The 16,245-nt window shown below is 75.6% G+C and carries 19 protein-coding genes, 1 tRNA gene and 1 riboswitch; of the genes, 14 read left to right on the top strand and 6 right to left on the bottom strand.

Annotation, left to right across the window (positions count from 1 at the left end; translation table 11 throughout):
- Positions 1–51: 51 nt before the first annotated feature.
- Genes FHX36_RS11940 through FHX36_RS11930 form a run of 3 tightly spaced genes read right to left on the bottom strand, consistent with a single transcriptional unit; the run spans position 52 to position 3,085 of the window.
- Positions 52–1,188: an aminotransferase-like domain-containing protein gene (locus FHX36_RS11940; protein WP_110550231.1), complete on the bottom strand. Its 1,137-nt coding sequence runs from the start codon at positions 1,186–1,188 to the stop codon at positions 52–54.
- On the bottom strand, positions 1,185–1,694 hold the full coding sequence (locus FHX36_RS11935) for a hypothetical protein (RefSeq protein ID WP_110550232.1): 510 nt from the start codon (positions 1,692–1,694) through the stop codon (positions 1,185–1,187). Before FHX36_RS11935 ends, FHX36_RS11940 begins: the two co-directional genes overlap by 4 nt.
- A 2-nt stretch (positions 1,695–1,696) precedes the next feature.
- Entirely contained in the window at positions 1,697–3,085 is a 1,389-nt protein-coding gene (locus tag FHX36_RS11930) for an FAD-dependent oxidoreductase (protein WP_181428583.1), read from the bottom strand.
- Positions 3,086–3,165: 80 nt separating this feature from the next.
- On the opposite strand from FHX36_RS11930, the gene FHX36_RS11925 reads away from it, so the two are divergent.
- The gene (locus FHX36_RS11925) at positions 3,166–3,474 is read left to right on the top strand and encodes a putative quinol monooxygenase (protein ID WP_110550233.1); all 309 of its coding nucleotides are present in this window, start codon (positions 3,166–3,168) and stop codon (positions 3,472–3,474) included.
- 37 nt (positions 3,475–3,511) lie between these two features.
- On the opposite strand, the gene FHX36_RS11920 is transcribed toward FHX36_RS11925, so the two are convergent.
- Positions 3,512–4,321, bottom strand: coding sequence for an Fpg/Nei family DNA glycosylase (locus FHX36_RS11920; RefSeq protein WP_110550234.1), 810 nt, complete (start codon positions 4,319–4,321; stop codon positions 3,512–3,514).
- Positions 4,322–4,563: 242 nt separating this feature from the next.
- Here FHX36_RS11920 and FHX36_RS11915 point away from each other — a divergent pair, with 242 nt between their 5' ends.
- Entirely contained in the window at positions 4,564–5,502 is a 939-nt protein-coding gene (locus FHX36_RS11915; protein ID WP_110550235.1) for an EamA family transporter, read from the top strand.
- On the opposite strand, the gene FHX36_RS11910 is transcribed toward FHX36_RS11915, so the two are convergent.
- A complete protein-coding gene (locus FHX36_RS11910; protein WP_110550236.1) occupies positions 5,478–6,848 on the bottom strand; it encodes a cryptochrome/photolyase family protein in 1,371 nt (456 codons plus the stop codon). The genes FHX36_RS11915 and FHX36_RS11910 overlap by 25 nt on opposite strands.
- A gap of 37 nt (positions 6,849–6,885) precedes the next feature.
- Complete coding sequence (locus tag FHX36_RS11905; RefSeq protein WP_183513761.1) at positions 6,886–7,206, bottom strand: GNAT family N-acetyltransferase; 321 nt, start codon at positions 7,204–7,206, stop codon at positions 6,886–6,888.
- A 199-nt stretch (positions 7,207–7,405) separates the two neighbouring features.
- Between FHX36_RS11905 and FHX36_RS11900 the strand changes: the two genes are divergently transcribed.
- The 12 genes from FHX36_RS11900 (at position 7,406) to FHX36_RS11845 (ending at position 16,232) form a co-directional block, all read left to right on the top strand.
- A tRNA-Arg gene (locus tag FHX36_RS11900) sits at positions 7,406–7,481 on the top strand.
- Positions 7,482–7,528: 47 nt separating this feature from the next.
- Positions 7,529–8,125, top strand: coding sequence for a maleylpyruvate isomerase family mycothiol-dependent enzyme (locus FHX36_RS11895; protein WP_183513760.1), 597 nt, complete (start codon positions 7,529–7,531; stop codon positions 8,123–8,125).
- 24 nt (positions 8,126–8,149) lie between these two features.
- Positions 8,150–8,563 (top strand): hypothetical protein, encoded by a 414-nt coding sequence (locus tag FHX36_RS11890; protein ID WP_110550308.1) that lies wholly within the window; start codon positions 8,150–8,152, stop codon positions 8,561–8,563.
- 39 nt (positions 8,564–8,602) lie between these two features.
- Positions 8,603–8,667: riboswitch (guanidine-III (ykkC-III) riboswitch) on the top strand.
- A gap of 11 nt (positions 8,668–8,678) precedes the next feature.
- Entirely contained in the window at positions 8,679–8,993 is a 315-nt protein-coding gene (locus FHX36_RS11885; RefSeq protein WP_110550307.1) for a DMT family transporter, read from the top strand.
- A gap of 29 nt (positions 8,994–9,022) precedes the next feature.
- Complete coding sequence (locus FHX36_RS11880; RefSeq protein ID WP_110550306.1) at positions 9,023–9,319, top strand: hypothetical protein; 297 nt, start codon at positions 9,023–9,025, stop codon at positions 9,317–9,319.
- 113 nt (positions 9,320–9,432) lie between these two features.
- Positions 9,433–10,143 (top strand): response regulator transcription factor, encoded by a 711-nt coding sequence (locus FHX36_RS11875; RefSeq protein ID WP_110550305.1) that lies wholly within the window; start codon positions 9,433–9,435, stop codon positions 10,141–10,143.
- 82 nt (positions 10,144–10,225) lie between these two features.
- Entirely contained in the window at positions 10,226–10,591 is a 366-nt protein-coding gene (locus FHX36_RS11870; protein WP_110550304.1) for a hypothetical protein, read from the top strand.
- Positions 10,592–10,609: 18 nt separating this feature from the next.
- Positions 10,610–11,050 carry an SRPBCC family protein gene (locus FHX36_RS11865; protein ID WP_110550309.1) on the top strand — a complete coding sequence of 147 codons (441 nt, stop codon included), beginning with the start codon at positions 10,610–10,612 and terminating at the stop codon, positions 11,048–11,050.
- Positions 11,051–11,114: 64 nt separating this feature from the next.
- Positions 11,115–12,275: an FIST signal transduction protein gene (locus tag FHX36_RS11860; protein ID WP_110550303.1), complete on the top strand. Its 1,161-nt coding sequence runs from the start codon at positions 11,115–11,117 to the stop codon at positions 12,273–12,275.
- Positions 12,275–15,049: a putative bifunctional diguanylate cyclase/phosphodiesterase gene (locus tag FHX36_RS11855; protein WP_110550302.1), complete on the top strand. Its 2,775-nt coding sequence runs from the start codon at positions 12,275–12,277 to the stop codon at positions 15,047–15,049. The genes FHX36_RS11860 and FHX36_RS11855 overlap by 1 nt, the downstream gene beginning before the upstream one ends.
- A gap of 32 nt (positions 15,050–15,081) precedes the next feature.
- The gene (locus tag FHX36_RS11850; protein WP_110550301.1) at positions 15,082–15,936 is read left to right on the top strand and encodes an NAD-dependent protein deacetylase; all 855 of its coding nucleotides are present in this window, start codon (positions 15,082–15,084) and stop codon (positions 15,934–15,936) included.
- A complete protein-coding gene (locus FHX36_RS11845) occupies positions 15,933–16,232 on the top strand; it encodes a biopolymer transporter Tol (protein ID WP_110550300.1) in 300 nt (99 codons plus the stop codon). The genes FHX36_RS11850 and FHX36_RS11845 overlap by 4 nt, the downstream gene beginning before the upstream one ends.
- Positions 16,233–16,245: the final 13 nt, after the last annotated feature.

The raw sequence follows: 16,245 nt of genomic DNA, 5'->3' as shown, positions 1-16,245 counted from the left end.
CAGGCAGACCCGTCCGTCCCTCGCTGGTGCGGTTCCTGTGCCCGCGGTGGATCAGGCCTGGGCCCGCGCGGCCTCGATGGCCTCGGCCAGCCGGCGCACGCCCTCGTCGACGTCGCCGGGCTGCACCGCGGAGTAGGCGAGCCGGAAGGAGTTCTCGCCGCCCTCCAGCAGGAAGTCGGTGCCCGGCACGATGGCGACCCCGCGGGCGGCGGCCTCGGTGGTGATCCGGGCGACGTCGTGGCCCTCGCCCTCGGGCAGCGACACCCACAGGAAGTAGCCGCCCTCGGGACGGCGGAAGGTCGCCTGCGGCAGGTGCGCGCGCAGCGCCTGGTCGAGCAGCCCGACCCGCTCGGCCAGCGCCTGCTTCACCCGCTCCAGCGCCGCCGGGAACCGCTCGCCCTGCAGGTAGGCGTAGACGGTGCCCTGGGCGACCATGTTCGGCGCGATGTAGGTGTTGGTGGCCCGCACCTGGATCTTCTTGATCAGCGCGGGCGGGCCGACCAGGTAGCCGACCCGGATGCCCGGGCACACGGTCTTGGAGAACGACGAGGCGTAGACGACGTGCTCGCTGGCCGCCCCGCCGTCGAGCTCCAGCATCCGCGGCAGCGGCTCCCCGCTGAACCGGATGTCGACGTACGGGTCGTCCTCGAACAGCACGAACCCGTGCTCCCGAGCCAGCTCCAGCAGCCGCTCCCGCTTGGCGAGGGAGAGCGTGTAGCCGGCCGGGTTCTGGAAGTTGGGGATGACGTGGGCCAGCGTCGGGCGCAGCCCGCCCTCGAGCAGGGCGGCCACCTCCTCGACGGCGATCCCGTCCTCCTCCAGCGTCACCAGGTGCACGTCGGCGCCTCGGTTGCGCAGGCCGAGCAGGGTGCGGTCGTAGGTGGGCCGCTCGGTGATGACGGCGGCGCCGGGGGTGGCCAGCTCGTCGAAGAGGAACGCGTCGGCCTGCATCGAGCCGTTGGTGACCAGCACGTGCTCGACCGGCACGCCGTGCTTCTCGGCGATCCACCTGCGCAGCGGCACGTAGCCGACCGCCGTCCCGTACCCGGTCATCCCCGCGGGGTCGGTGTCGAACGCGGTGACGGCGGCCTGCTTGAGGCCCTCGACGTCGACGATGTCGGTGGACGGGGCACCACGGGCGAAGGAGATCATCGTGGTAGCGGGGGAGGTCTGCACGGGGCCGCTCACGTGACCGAGTCTGCCGTACGGGCAGCGGGTCGGCGGTAGCGGCGGGGCAGCCGCCAGCCGGCCCACCACAGGAGCCAGACCAGGTGGGCCACCAGCGCCACGACCGCGGCGGACGGCAGCCGGTGCACGACGTCGGTCACGGCCATCGAGGCGGGTTGGTCGCCGCCCCCGTCCCCCGGGCCGTATGCCAGCGCCAGCTCCAGGCTGAGGAAGACCAGGGTGGCGGTGCCCAGCTGCAGCAGGTCGGCCGCGACGAGCCGGCGGAGCTCGGCCTGCCGGGCCGTCGCCGTCGGGGCGTACCACCGGACCAGGGCCACGGCCGCGGCGGTCAGCACGGCGACCCCCGCGCCGACCGCGGTGGCCAGCAGCAGGAAGGCCTCGCGCCCGACGAACCGGCTGGCGACCAGGTCCCGGTCGAACAGCACCGGCACCGACTCCGGCAGTGACCCGCCGAGCACCGCGCAGACCAGCACGTACAGCGCGCCGGCCGCGACGAGCGGCAGCACCGTCAGCCCTCGACCTCGGCAGCGGCGGCCCGCACCGCCGCGAGCAGGGCCTCCCGCTCGTGCAGCGTCGTGCGGGCCCGCCCGTGCACGGCGCCCAGCGCGATCTCCGCGGCGTCGATGGCCCGCCAGTCGGCCAGCAGCACCGGGTGACCGCCGCGCGCCAGCAGGGTGTCGACCCAGTCGTCGTCCCCGCCGGGCCGGAGCACCCCGGACGCGACGTCGGCGAGCAGCGACGCGACGGTCTCCCGGGCGTCGTGCTTGTTGGTGCCGACGACGCCGGTCGGGCCGCGCTTGATCCAGCCGGCGACGTACTCGCCGGTGCTCGGGACGCCGTCCCGGAGCACCCGGCCGGCCTGGTGCGGCACCGTGCCGCCGTCCAGCGGCAGCCCGGGCAGCGCGTGCCCGTGGTAGCCGACCGAGCGCACCACCAGGTCGGCGGGGACGACGTCGAGCTCGCCGGTGCCGACCGCCCGGCCCTCGTGGTCGACGGTCGTGCGCTCCACCTCGACGCCGGTGACCCGGTCGGTGCCGAGCAGCCGCACCGGCCGGGCGCGGAAGCGCAGCCGCAGGCTCACCGTGCCCGGCGCTGCCTCGTGCCCGGCGTAGTCGGCGAGCGCGGCGAGGTTGCGGGCGACGTGCCGGTCCTCGGCGGCCAGCGCGTCGGTGGCCGGGTCCGGTGCCAGGTCGGCCGGGTCGACGAGCACGGTGGCCGCGGCGAGGTGGCCGAGCTCGCGCAGCTCCTGGGTGGTGAAGCTGGCCTGCGCGGGGCCGCGACGGCCCAGCACGGTCACCCGTTCCACCGGGGCGGCGGCGAGGGTGTCCAGCACGTGCTGCGGCATCTCGGTGGGGTGCAGCTCGGCGGGGGAGCGGGCCAGCACCCGGGCGACGTCCAGCGCGACGTTGCCCACGCCGACGACCACGACGTCCCGGGCCCGGACGACGGCCTGCTCGACCCGTGCCCGGTCGGCGTCGGGGTGCCCGCAGTACCAGGCGACGACGTCGGTGGCGGCCAGGCTGCCGGGCAGCTCCTCGCCGGGGATGCCGAGCTTGCGGTCACCGGCCGCGCCGTAGGTGTAGACGACGGCATCGACGTGCCGGCGCAGCTCCTCGAGCGACAGGTCGGTGCCGATCTCGACGTTGCCGACGAACCGCACCCGCTCGTGGTCCAGGGTGTGGTGCAGCGTCTCGCGCAGCGCGCGCATCTTGAGGTGGTCCGGGGCGATGCCGTGCCGCACCAGGCCGAACGGGGTGGGCAGCCGGTCGACCAGGTCGACGGCGACCGGGACGTCGTCCTGCCCCGCGAGGGCGTCGGCGGCGTAGATGCCCGCCGGCCCTGCGCCGACCACGGCGACCCGCAGCGGGCGGCGGGCGGGCACCACGGGTTCGGCCACGCCCGCATCGTCGTCCCCAGGACGGGTAGGCGCCAGGGTGAACCCGGGCAGCCGTGCCCGACCACCGCTGAGGAGCCTTCGTGTCCATCCTGATCGTCGCCACCATCTCGCCCAAGCCTGGCCGGGCCGACGCCGTCCGTGAGGCGATCACCGCGGCCATCCCGAAGGTGCACGAGGAGGCCGGCTGCGAGCTGTACGCGCTGCACGAGGACGGCTACGGGTTCGTGATGATCGAGCGCTGGGCGAGCCAGGACGACGTCAAGGCGCACGGTGCCGGCGAGACGTTCAACCAGCTCGCCGAGGGGATCAAGGAGGACCTGACCGAGCCGATCGGCGTCCGGATGCTCACCGCCCTGCCGGCCGGCGACTCCACCAAGGGCGCCCTCTAGCCGGTGGTGGCCCGCCGGTGCCCGACCGGCGGGCCGGTCACACCGCCTGGCAGGTCGGGCACCAGAAGAGGTTGCGGCCGACCATGACCTCGGTGCGCACCTCCGTGCCGCAGATCCGGCACGGCAGCCCGGTGCGCCGGTAGACGTAGTGGGCGTCCTCCCGGAGCGCCGGGCCACGCCTGCGGTCCCGGTCGGCGCGCTCGGTGGTCACGATCCGGCCCGCCTTGACCCCGGCGCGCATCAGGACGACGAGGTCGGCCCACATCGCCTCCCAGCTGGCCGCGTCGACCCCCCGGCCGGGGCGGAACGGGCTCATCCGCTGCCGGAACAGGACCTCCGCCCGGTAGACGTTGCCGACCCCGGCGAGCACGGCCTGGTCCATGAGCAGCGCGCCGATCGCGACCCTGCTGCGGGAGATCCGGGCGAACGCCCTGGCCGGGTCCGAGCGCTTGCGCAGCGGGTCGGGGCCCAGCCGGTCGAGGATCAGCTGCACCTCGCCGTCGGTGATCAGGTCGCAGGCGGTGGCGCCGCGCAGGTCGGTCCACACGCCCTCGCCGTCCTCGCCCGGGCCCTCCCAGCGCATCCGGAGGGCGCCCCGGGGGACGGGCGGCAGCCCCGTACCGGAGGTGAACTTCCCGTACAGGCCCAGGTGCACGTGGACGACGTCCGGGCCGAAGAACGCGAACAGGTGCTTGCCGTAGGACGTGACCTCGTCGAGCACCCGGCCGTCGAGCAGCTCGGCCTGCCCGGCGAAGCGGCCCTGCGGGCTGGTCACGTGCACCTCGCGGCCGGCGAACGCGGCCTGCTGCTCGCGGGCCAGCCGGAACAGGGTGTGGCCCTCAGGCACGGGCGGCTCGCAGCGACATGACCCCAGCTTCACCTGCGCCGACGCCGTCCGCCACGACAGGACGCGTGACCGCGGCGACACCCGGCCGGTGACCCACCGGCATCGCAGCACGACGCGCCGGGGGCGGCGCGCGGCGGTGCGACGGCGACCCAGCCGGCAGGTACGTGCCGGTCGTCCGGAGCCCTCTCCCCGGGTGCGACGGCGGTGCGTCCGATCGCACCCGTCGTCAGGGAGGTGGGCCCGTGCACGCCGTCCCAGCAGCGCCGCGGAGCCCGCGGTCCCGGGCGGCGTGCGCCGCCGGGCTCGTCGTCGTCGCCTCGCTCGGCATCCAGCTGTCGGCCACGACCGCGCACGGGCTCTTCGCCCGGCTCGGGCCGCCGGGCGTCAGCGGGCTGCGGTTCGCGATCGCCGCCGTCGTCCTGCTGCTGGTCACCCGACCGCGGCTGCGGGGCCGCAGCCGGGAGGACCAGCTCGCCATCGTCGCCTTCGGCACGGTGCTCGCGGTGATGAACGTCTGCCTCTACCTGGCGCTGGAGCGGCTGCCGCTGGGGCTGGTCGTGACGATCGACTTCCTCGGTCCGTTCGTCGTCGCGGTCGCCGGAATCCGGCGGGCGCGCGCGGTCGTCTGGCCGGTCGTCGGCCTGGTGGGGATCGGGCTGATCGCGGGCCCCGGCGGGCAGGTGGACGCCGTCGGCGTCGCCTTCGCGCTGTGCAGCGCGGCCGGCTTCGGGCTGTACACGGTGCTCGCCGGCCGGATGGGCGGCGCGGGCCGCGGGATGGGCGGGCTCGCCCTGTCGGTGGCCGTCGCCGCCGTCCTGCTGCTCCCGGTGTCGGTACCGGTGGTGCCGCAGCTGACCTGGCCGGACCTCGGCGTGCTCGCCGTCTCGGGTCTGCTGGGCGTGGCGATCGCGTTCAGCGCCGACGTCACGGCGGTCTCGCTGATCGGGGCGCCGACCGTGGCGGTGCTCTTCGCGCTCGACCCGCTGCTGGCCGCCGTGATCGGGGTCGGCCTGCTGGACGAGACGCTCCGGCTGCCCACCGCCGCCGGCATCGTGCTGGTCGCGGTGGCCGGCGGGGTGACGATCCGCAACGCTTCGGCCCCCCTGCGGGGGCCCGCTGCGAGCTCGCGCGCAGTGGAGGGCAGGGGGGTCCTCCGTCAGCGGGCGCGGACGGCGGCGTAGCGGTCGAGGCTGACCTGGCGCTCGTGGGCGTGGTCGACGATCGGCTCCGGGTAGCCGGCCGGGACGCCGCCGGGCGCCGTCCACGGCTCGTGCACGTACTTCGGGTCCAGGTCGCGCAGCTCGGGCACCCACTGCTTGACGTAGGTGCCGTCGGGGTCGAACTTCTTGCCCTGGGTGATCGGGTTGAACACCCGGTAGTAGGGCGAGGCGTCGGTGCCGGAGCCGGCCACCCACTGCCAGCCGTGCTGGTTGCTGGCCAGGTCGCCGTCGACCAGGTGCTCCATGAAGACCTTGGCGCCCACCGTCCACTCCTGGTGCAGGTCCTTCACCAGGAACGACGCGACGATCATCCGCACCCGGTTGTGCACGTAGGCCTCCCCGAGCATCTGCCGCATCCCGGCGTCGACGATCGGGAAGCCGGTGCGGCCGGTCCGCCACGCCTCCAGCAGCTCGTCGGCGTGCGGGCCGGAGTCGTAGGCCATCGACTGCAGCTCGGGCTTGAGGTAGGCCCGGGCGGAGTCGGGGCGGTGCCAGAGGACGTCGGCGTAGAAGTCCCGCCAGGCCAGCTCGTCGGTGTAGCGGCGCACCGACTCCCCGCCGTCGTCGCGCGCGGCCAGGTCGGCGAGCAGCGTGCGCGGGTGCACGCAGCCGTACTTCAGGTAGGCCGAGAGCCGGCTGGTGCCGTTGGTGCCCGGCGTGTTGCGGCCCGCGGCGTACCCGAGCAGCCGCTCGTCGCGGAAGCGCGCCCAGGCCTCGAGCCCGGCGGCCTCACCGGCCGGGGGCAACCGGACGCCGTCCAGGTCGGGTCGCGGCGGCGGGTCGTCGGAGCGCACGCCGGTCGCCCACGGGACGTCGTCGGGCCGCGGCGCGGGAGCGTGCCAGCCGTGCTCGCGCCAGGCCCGGGAGAACGGCGAGAACACCTGGAACGGGGTGCCGTCGCGCTTGACGACCCGGCCGGGGGCGACCAGGTACGGGGACCCGGTGCGCACGAACGGGACCTCGCCCAGCGCTCGCTCGACGGCTGCGTCGCGCTGCCGGCCGTAGGGGCCGGCGTCGGCGGTGACGTGCACCGATCCGGCCCCCAGCTCCTCGACCACCCGGGGGAGCACCTGCGCCGGGTCGCCGGTGCGGATCACCAGCGCCCCGCCGGTCTGCTCGTGCAGGTCAGCCAGGCAGTCGAGCAGGAAGGCCCGGCGTGGGTCGCCCGAGGGGCCGTAGAGCCGGTCGTCGAAGACGAAGACCGGGACGACGGTGCCGTCGGGTCCGGCCGCCTCGATCGCGGCCAGCAGGGCCGGGTGGTCGCCCAGCCGGAGGTCGCGGCGGAACCAGATCAGCGCGGTGGGCACCTCACCGAGCCTAGGCAACCCGGTTGCGCACCGCAGGTCAGCTGTTGGCGGTGGCCAGCCCGAACGTGGGGCGGTCGGCCTCGGCGACGAGGTCGAGCTCCTCGGGGTGGTCGAGCAGGTACTTGCGGACGAAGGAGCAGTAGGGCAGCACGTGCAGGTGCCGCTCGCGGGCGGCGGTGAGGACGCCGGCGACCAGCTGCGTGCCCAGGCCGCGGCCGCCCCGGGCGGGGTCGACCTCGGTGTGCGGGAGCGTCATGACGTCGCCCTCGACGTGGTAGCTGGCCAGCCCGACGACCTGCTCGCCGTCGCGGATCTCGAAGCGCCCGCGCTCGGGGACGTCGACCACCGTGATCTCCATGCCGTTCTCCACCTCCCGCGCCTCCGGCGCCGTTGCCAGGGGCTCGTGCGTGCTCGGACAAGGTAACGGTTGCGACACGTCGTCGCCCGCATCTCTTCCCACGAGTTCACCCACGGGGATGTTCCCGCGGCTGCCGGTGACGGCCAGCTAGCCTCGTTGCCGCACACCCCGGTCGGCGGCGCTGCTCGCGCCCCGACGAGCCCCCGTAGCTCAGGGGATAGAGCATCGGTTTCCTAAACCGTGTGCCGCAGGTTCGAATCCTGCCGGGGGCACCAGCGGCCGTCGGTCCGGCAGCCCCGCACGTGCGTCGAGAGGTGTCCTCGTGACCGATCTGCAGACCTGGGTGGCCCCGACCTGCGAGGGCCTCGCCGACCTGCTCGACGCTGCGCCCGACGAGACCTGGGACGCCCCGTCGCTGTGCGCGGGGTGGCAGGTGCGCAACGTGGTCGCGCACGTGACGATGGCGGCCCGGCTGACGCCCGAGCAGTTCGGCGCCGAGATGGCGGCGGCGCGCGGCGACTTCGGCGTGCTCTCGGACACCGTGGCCGCGCGCGACGGCGCGCTGCCGCACGCCGACCTGCTGGCCGCGCTGCGCTCCCCGGTGCTGCACGCCTGGCAGCCGCCGGGCGGCGGGGCGGTGGGCGCCCTCAGCCACGCCGCCATCCACTCCCTCGACGTCACCGTCGCGCTCGACCGGCCCGCGGTCGCCCCGGCCGAGGCGCTGACCGCGCTGCTCGACCAGCTCGTCGCCGCTGACGGCGCCTGGTTCGGCGTCGACCTGACCGGCGTCCGCCTCGAGGCCACCGACACCGGGTGGGCCTGGGGGAGCGGCGAGGTCGTGCGCGCCGACAGCGGCTCCCTGGTCGCACTGCTCAGCGCCCGCACGCTGCCCGACGGCCGGGCCCTGGCTCGCCGCTGACCTCCGTCGGCGAGACTGGCGGTCATGGCTGCTGCGCACCCGGCTCCCCGGCCGCTGACCACGACCGAGCGCGGACTCCTCGACGCCCTGCTCTCCCACGACTTCCCCGGCGCCGCTGAGCTGCGGGCGCAGCTCGACCGGACGACGGCGACCTCGGGCTGCACCTGCGGCTGCGGGACCCTCGACCTGCACGTCCCGGACGACGCACCGGGCGCCCCTGCCGCGGGGGCCGCCCCGGTCGAGGGCACCGTCGCGGGCGCGGACGGCCGCCCGGCCGGCGGCGTGCTGCTCTTCGTGGAGGGCGGGCGGCTGAGCCGGCTGGACATCACCTCCTACGGCGACCCGCTGCCGGTGCCCGCGCCGGAGCAGGTGACCTGGGGGAGCACCGCCTGGGCGCGGGAGGACACCGTCCGGCGGCCGGCCCGCTACCGCCGCTGAGCAGACCAGCGCCGCCGTCCGGGACGTGACACCCTGGACGGCGGGTCTGGAACCGGACCCCCGGACGAGTACGCCGTACCCGGACAGCGACAAGACGGCGTTCCAGGAGAACCCCGTGTACTGGCTCGTCCTCGTCCTGTCCGGCGTCCTCGAGGCCGTCTGGGCCACCGCGCTCGACCGCACCCAGGGGTTCACCCGCTGGGTGCCGACCGTCGTCTTCGCCGTCGCGCTCACCGCCAGCATGGCCGGCCTCGCCTACGCGATGCGCGGCCTGCCGGTCGGCACCGCCTACGCCGTCTGGGTGGGCATCGGCGCCGCCCTCACCGCCGGGTACGCGATGGCCTCCGGGCAGGAGCCGGTCTCCGTCGTCCGGGTGCTCCTGCTCGCCGGGATCGTCGGCTGCGTCGTCGGGCTGAAACTGGCCCACTGAGCGCCCGGCCGGCGGGGTAACGGCGGGAGATGGGCACGCGCACCGCGGCGGTCGCCGCCGCCGACCAGTGGACCGACCCCGACGACGGCATCCGCTACCCCGCCGGCGAGGTGCACGGCTGGCAGCAGGGCCGCAACGAGACCGTCTGCGGGCTGTCGCTGAGCAGGTCGCGGCTGCTCCGCTTCCCGCACGTCAGCTGGGCCGACGTGCAGCCGGAGTCCGGCCGGCACGCGGAGGAGGTGCAGGAGGTCTGCCGGCGCTGCGCGGCCGGCCTCGGCGCCCGTCGGGACGAGCGCGGCTGGACGCGGACCGACCCGCGCCCCTGAGCGTCGGCCGGTCACGCTCCGGGACCGGCGCGGAGAAGTTCCTCAAGGAGTCCGTTCACCCGGTCGATCTACTGCTCGTCAGCAAGTCACCGAACGTGAGCGGAGCCCCTACCGTGTCCACCCCTCTGGCCGCTTCCCGCGGCGTCACCCGCGTCCTGATCCTGGCCGACGCGCCGGTGCTGCGCCGTGGGCTGATCGGCATGGTCAACGAGACCGCCGGTCTGCAGGCGGTGGGTACTCCCGGTGAGCCGCGGCGGGCGCTGACGCTGGCCGAGACCGCCCGTCCGGACGCGGTGGTCGTGGAGCTGGGTGCCGGTCGTGGTGCGACGCTGAACGCGTGCCGGGACCTGCGGCGGCGGTTCCCGACGCTGGCGATCGTGGCGCTGGCGACCTCGGAGGACCCGGCTGTGGTCAACGAGGCGCTGGCTGCTGGGGTGCGTGGCTACCTGCTGATGAACACCTCGCCGACGTTGCTGGGCTGGGCGGTGCTGGCGGCTCGCGCCGGGCGCACCGTGGTGGACCCGCAGATCCGTCGTGGGGAGGCCGGTGAGGTGCCGGTGGCCCGCGAGCTGACCCCGGAGGTGCCGTTGACCCGTCGGGAGTCCGATGTGCTCGACGAGCTGCTGCAGGGGCAGTCGAACCGGCAGATCGGGAAGAACCTGTTCATCTCCGAGGACACGGTGAAGTCCCACGTGAAGGCGATCCTGCGCAAGCTGGGTGCCCGTGACCGGGCGCACGCGGTCTCCCTGGTCCTCTCCGCCCGCAACGGCGGCACCTGCACCTGCGGCGCGCACAGCCTCACCGAGGCCCCCGCCGACATCTAGTCCCGGGAGACCGGCATCTGACCCCAGGAGAGCAGTGGTGCTCCGGGCTGCCCAGGCGGTCCGGAGCACTACCGTTCCCGGCATGGGCGCCGTCCTCGCCGCGCTGGTGCTGATCGCCGTCGTCGTCCTGCTCGTCCGCTGGGCGTGGACGCTGCAGCAGCAGCCGCCGGGCGCCGCCGGGCTGCCGGCCCGGGACCGCGCCCGCCGGGCCCGCGCCCTCGAGGCCGCCCGCTGGACCACCGCGCACGACGAGGTCGAGGGCACCACCCGGGTCCTGCTCCGCCGCAGCTGCGTGGGCCCCGACGGACTCCCCGAGGTGCTGGAGGAACGGGTCTTCGAGACCTTCCCGGCCAAGGACCCGCTCTGGGAGGCGCGGTTCACCGAGGCGATGTCGAACGCCCGGTTCCGCTGCCGGTACCTCAACGCCGAGGAGGGCCACCCGGGGTGACCGGGCAGGATGGGCGGCATGGGTCAGGTCGTCGCCACAGCTGAACGGGTCGTGCAGGCACCGCCGGACGTCGTCCGCGCCGCGCTCGCCGACTACACCACCACCCGCCCCGCGGTGCTTCCCGAGCAGTACAGCGAGTACCGCGTCGAGGCGGGCGGTCAGGGCTCGGGCACCCGCGTGCACTGGCGGCTGCAGGCCACCTCCAAGCGGGTGCGCGAGCAGGACGTCGTCGTCACCCAGGGGGCCGACGGCACGCTGGTGGAGAGCGACGCGAACTCCAGCATGGTCACCACCTGGAGCGTGCACCCGGCCGACGGCGGCGCGAGCACCGTCCGCGCGCGCACGACCTGGACCGGCGCGACCGGCATCGGTGGCTTCTTCGAGCGCACGTTCGCACCCCGCGGCCTGGCCCGCATCCACGGTGCGCTGCTCGAGCGGCTGGCCGGCACGCTGGGGTGAGCGGGCCTCCCCCCAGCGGATGACCTCCGTCAAGCCGAGTTCGGGAACTGTCGACTCCTGAGGGGTGAGCACACTCCTGCACGGCACCGGCGCCAGCGAGGACCCGTCCGCCCTGGCCGCCGGCCGGGCTGCCGCGACCGCCGCGGTGGCCGGGCTGCCCGGCACCCCGGACCTGGTGCTGGTGTTCACCTCCGTCCGGTACGACCTCCCCGAGCTGCTGGCCGGCATCCGGTCGGTGACCGGCGACGCGCCCCTGGTCGGGTCGACGAGCGTCGGGCACTTCGTCGGCTCCACCGTCACCGGTCCCGGCCGGGGCGTCGCCGTGCTGGCGCTGTCCGGCGGGGAGTACCGGTTCGGCGTCGGCTCCGCGCGCGGGATGAGCTCACGGCCGACCGAGGTCGGCGCCGAGCTCGTGCGCCAGGCCCGGGCCGCGACCGGCGAGCACGACCTGCCGCACGCCGCGCTGCTCCTGCTGACCGACGGGCTGGTGGGCGGCCAGCAGGCCGTCGTCGCCGGTGCCCACCGGGCGGCGGGCGCCGGTGTCCCGATCGTCGGTGGCGTGGCCGCCGACGACTGGCAGCTCTCCTCGACCAGCGTCCTGCTGGGCGACACCGCCCTCACCGACGCCGCGATCGGCGTCTGGATCGCCTCCCCGCACCCGCTGCGGGTCGCCACCGCGCACGGCTGGACGGCGGTCGGCCCGCCGCTGCTGGTCACCCGGGCCGAGGACCTCGTCGTCCACGAGCTCGGCGGGCACCCGGCCGCCGAGGTCTTCGCCGCGGCCACCGGGCTCGACGACGCGCGGCAGCAGGGCGTCGCCGGCTCCGTGGTCGAGAGCTCCTACGCCCTCGGGCTGATCCAGCCCGACGGCTCCCACCTGGTCCGCGCGGTCTACACCGCGCCGTCCGGCGAGCTGAACACGTTCGAGCCGGTGCCCACCTTCGCCGCCGTCCAGGTGATGAGCGCCGACCGGCCCACCCTGCTGGCCGTCGTCGACGACATCGCCGCCCAGTCGCTGGTCACCGGCAACGAGCGGGTCCTGCTGACCTTCGACTGCGCGGCCCGCCAGACGCTGCTGGCCGAGCAGGTCGGCGCCGAGATCGAGCGGCTGCAGCAGCAGGCCGGGCAGGCGACCGTCTTCGGCCTGTACACCTACGGCGAGTTCTCCCGCTCCCGGGGCGCCGGTGGTGTCCACAACGCCACCCTGACCGCCCTCGCGCTCTGATGACCGCGGCCGTCGTCCCGCCCCCGCGCCCGTGGGCGCCCGGTGCCCCCTCGGGGCCGGGCTCCGCCGGCGACCCCCAGGGGGTCCTGCTGCTGCAGGCGCAGGCAGCCGCCCAGGAGGCCTACCGGCGGTCGGCCGGGCTGGTCCGGATGCTCGACCTGATCGGCCGCGGCGGCACCCCCGAGCAGCTCGCCGAGCGGGCGGTCGAGGCGCTGTCGGAGATCTTCTCGGCCGACCTCGTCCTCTGGGGCCGCACCGCGGCCACCGGCATGGAGGTCGTCGCGTCCTGCGGGTTCGGCGACGGGCACCCGGCCACGCTGCCCCCGGAGCTGCTCGCGTCCGGCTTCCTCGGCACCCGGTCGCCGGGCACCTGGTCACCGCCGGCGGGCACGCCCGCGCCGGTCGTGGCCGGGGTCGCCGTCCGGAGGGTCGCCCACGTGCCCGTCGACAGCGAGCCGGCCGGCGGCAGCGCCCTCGTGCTGACGTACGCCGAGGGCACCGGCCTGCAGTCGACCGACCTGCTGATGCTCCGCTCGATCGCCGAGCGGCTGCAGTCGGCGGTGCAGGACGCCGAACGCCGGCAGACCGTCGAGCGGCTGGCCGTCGCCGGGGCGCGGCTGGCCCGCCACCTCGAGCCCCAGGCGCTGCTGGCGGAGGCGGTCGGCGCGCTGACCGAGATCTCCGACGCCGCGTGGACCAGCGTGGTCACCGTCGAGGACGGCATCGCCGACCTCACCACCACCGGCGACTGGGTGGTCGACGACGAGGCCCGCTGGCCCCGGCCGGTGACCGACCTGGTGTCCTGGCCCGCTGCGCTGCGCGGGGAGACCACCGTGGTGCACGACCTGGCCGACGGCCCGGAGCGCCTGGGGACGGACCTGCGCGGCGCCGCACGGTCGATGATGTGCATCCCGGTGCTGGTCGAGGGCGAGCCGGTGGCGCTGCTCTACGCCGTCGACCCGCGCCCGGGCGCGTTCACCACCGCCGCGGTCGACGCTGCCGCGCTGCTGGGCGGGGCGCTCGCCGCCGCGCTGGTCAACGCCCGGCTCTACCGCGCGCTGGCGGGCAGCGAGGCCCGGTTGCGCGTGCTCACCGACGCGATCAGCGACATGGTCGCCGTGGTCGAGGCCGGCGGCACGGTGCGCTGGGTCTCGCCATCCTACACCCGCGGGCTCGGGGTGCCGACCGACGAGCTGGTCGGCTGCGACTGGGTCGAGCGGGTCCACCCCGACGACCGGGCCGCGGTGCGCCAGGCGCTGGGGTCCTGGCCGCGGGTCAGCCGGGTCGAGCACCGCCTCCGCCAGGGCGCGGCCGGCAGCACCGGCGGGGACGACGGCGAGTGGGCGTGGGTGGAGACCGGCCTGTCGGTGTCGTCCGGCGAGGAGGGCAGCACCGTGCTCTCCTCCCGGTTCATCGGCGAGCGCCGGCGCCTGGAGGACGAGCTGCGGGTGCAGGCCACCCACGACTCGCTCACCGGCCTGGCCAACCGCGCGCTGGTGCGGCGGGTGCTCGAGGAGCGGCTGGCGACCCGGCCGCCGGGCACGGTCGGCGTCCTGTTCTGCGACCTCGACGAGTTCAAGGCGGTCAACGACCGGCTCGGCCACGAGGCCGGCGACGACCTGCTCCGCCAGGTGGCCGACCGGCTGCGCGAGTGCGTCCGCCCGGGTGACCTGCTGGCCCGGCTCGGCGGTGACGAGTTCGTGGTCGTGCTGGCCGACGACGCCGACCGCGAGGTGCTGGCCGCCGTGGGCGAGCGGATGCTCGCCGCGCTGCGCCGCTCCTTCTGCCTGGGCGGCGACCTCGGCCGCGACCCGGTGCGGATCGGCGCGAGCGTCGGCGGCGCACTCGGTGACCGGGTGGGCGAGGGCGCGGTGAGCGACCTGCTGCGGGACGCCGACGCGGCCATGTACGAGGCCAAGCGGGCCGGCCGCGGCCGGGTGCAGGTCTTCGACGCCGCCGCCGCGCAGCGGTCGGTCGAGCGCCTCGCGCTCCGCCAGGAGGTGCAGGGCGCGCTGGCCCGGGAGGAGCTGCGGGTGCAGTTCCAGCCGATCGTGGCCCTGGCCGGCGGCCGCATCGAGGGTGTCGAGGCGCTGCTGCGCTGGCGGCACCCGACCCTGGGCGACGTCCCGCCGGACGTCTTCGTGCCGCTGGCCGAGGACACCGGGGTGATCGCGGCCATCGGGGACTGGGTGGTCGAGGAGACCTGCCGCGAGCTGGCGGCCTGGCGGGCGCTGCCCGACGCCGAGCAGCTGCGCGCCTCGGTGAACCTGTCGGCGGTCCAGCTCGACGACCCGGCCTTCGTCGACCGGGTGGTCGCCTCGATGCGCCGGCACGGCGTGCCGGCCGGGCACCTCCGGCTGGAGGTCACCGAGAACCTGGAGCGGACGCCGGGGCAGCTGCGCGAGCTGCACCGGCTCAAGGACGCCGGGGTGAGCCTTGTGCTCGACGACTTCGGGGTGTCCTACTCCAACCTCGCCCACGTGCGCGACCTGCCCGTCGACACCCTCAAGATCGACCGCTCCTTCGTCCGGGACCTCGGTGGGGACGCCGGAGCGCGCCCGCTGGGGGTCGGCATCGTGCGCGCGGTCGTGGCGCTGTCCGAGGCCGCCGGCCTCTCCGTCGTCGCCGAGGGCGTGGAGACCGAGGAGCACCGCGACGCGCTGCTCCGGCTGGGCTGCCGCACCGCGCAGGGCTGGTTGTTCGCCCCGGCCCTGGACGCCGACCGGGTGACGGCGCTGCTGGTCGGCGGCGGGGTGCTCACCCCCGTCTGCTGACGGGCGGGCGCGGGCACCGTTACGCAGGGACCATGGGGGGCGTGACCGCAGTCCCCACCACGGTCGAGGGCGTGCCCGCCCTCGCCGACCTGCTCGCCGACGGCGGTGCGCTGGTGCTGTCCGGCGCGGGCCTCTCCACCGACTCCGGCATCCCCGACTACCGGGGCGTGACCGGGTCGCTGCGCCGGCACACCCCGATGACCTGGCAGACCTTCACCCGCGACCCGCGTGGCCGGCACCGCTACTGGGCACGCAGCTTCGTCGGCTGGCGGCAGATCGGCGAGGCCCGCCCGAACGACGGCCACCGGGCGGTCGCCGCCCTCCAGCAGTGCGGTGCGGTCGGCGAGGTGATCACCCAGAACGTCGACGGGCTGCACCAGGCCGCGGGTGCCCGCGACGTCGTCGAGCTGCACGGCGGGCTGGACCGCACCGTCTGCCTGGGCTGCGGCGACGTCGCCGACCGGGCAGCCCTCGACGTCCGGCTCCGGGCGGCCAACCCCGGGTTCCGGCCGGACGTCACCGACGAGGTCAACCCCGACGGTGACGTCGAGCTGCCCGACGAGGCGCTCGACGGGTTCGTGATGGTCGACTGCCTGGCCTGCGGCGGCGGCCCGCTGAAGCCCGACGTCGTCTTCTTCGGCGAGACGGTGCCCCGTGACCGGGTCGACCACTGCTTCGGGCTGGTCGAGCGGGCCCGGTCGCTGCTGGTGCTGGGCTCGTCGTTGACCGTGATGAGCGGCTACCGGTTCGTCATCGCCGCCGCCAAGCGCGGCATCCCGGTGGCGATCGTGAACTCCGGGCCGACCCGCGGCGACGCGAAGGCCGACGTCAAGGTGGACGCCCCGCTGGGTGCGGTGCTGCCCGAGCTGGCCCGCCGGCTCGGGTGAGCCGCGAGGTCGAGCACACCGAGGACGGCCGCTGGATCGTCGTCGACGGGCGGCGCTGGCGGACGGCGGACCCGGCGCTGCCCGACGACGTCCGGGCCCGGCTGCTGCACCACCTCGGGGTGGCCCGCTCGGCGGTGCGCACCTCCCGCGGTGACGACGCCGCGGTGGCCGCCGCCCGGGCCCGGGTGCAGCTGGCCAAGACCGGGCTCGGCGAGCGCGGCACCGCCTGGTGGGAGCAGGACGAGGTGCAGCGGCGCGACCGCTGGGAGACCGCACTGCACCAGCTCGACGGCTGAACCAGACTGGACG

This window comes from Modestobacter versicolor, assembly GCF_014195485.1.
GTDB classification, from domain to species: domain Bacteria; phylum Actinomycetota; class Actinomycetes; order Mycobacteriales; family Geodermatophilaceae; genus Modestobacter; species Modestobacter versicolor.
Note: the sequence above shows the minus strand (reverse complement) of the source record. Positions and strands in the feature narration are given on the sequence as shown.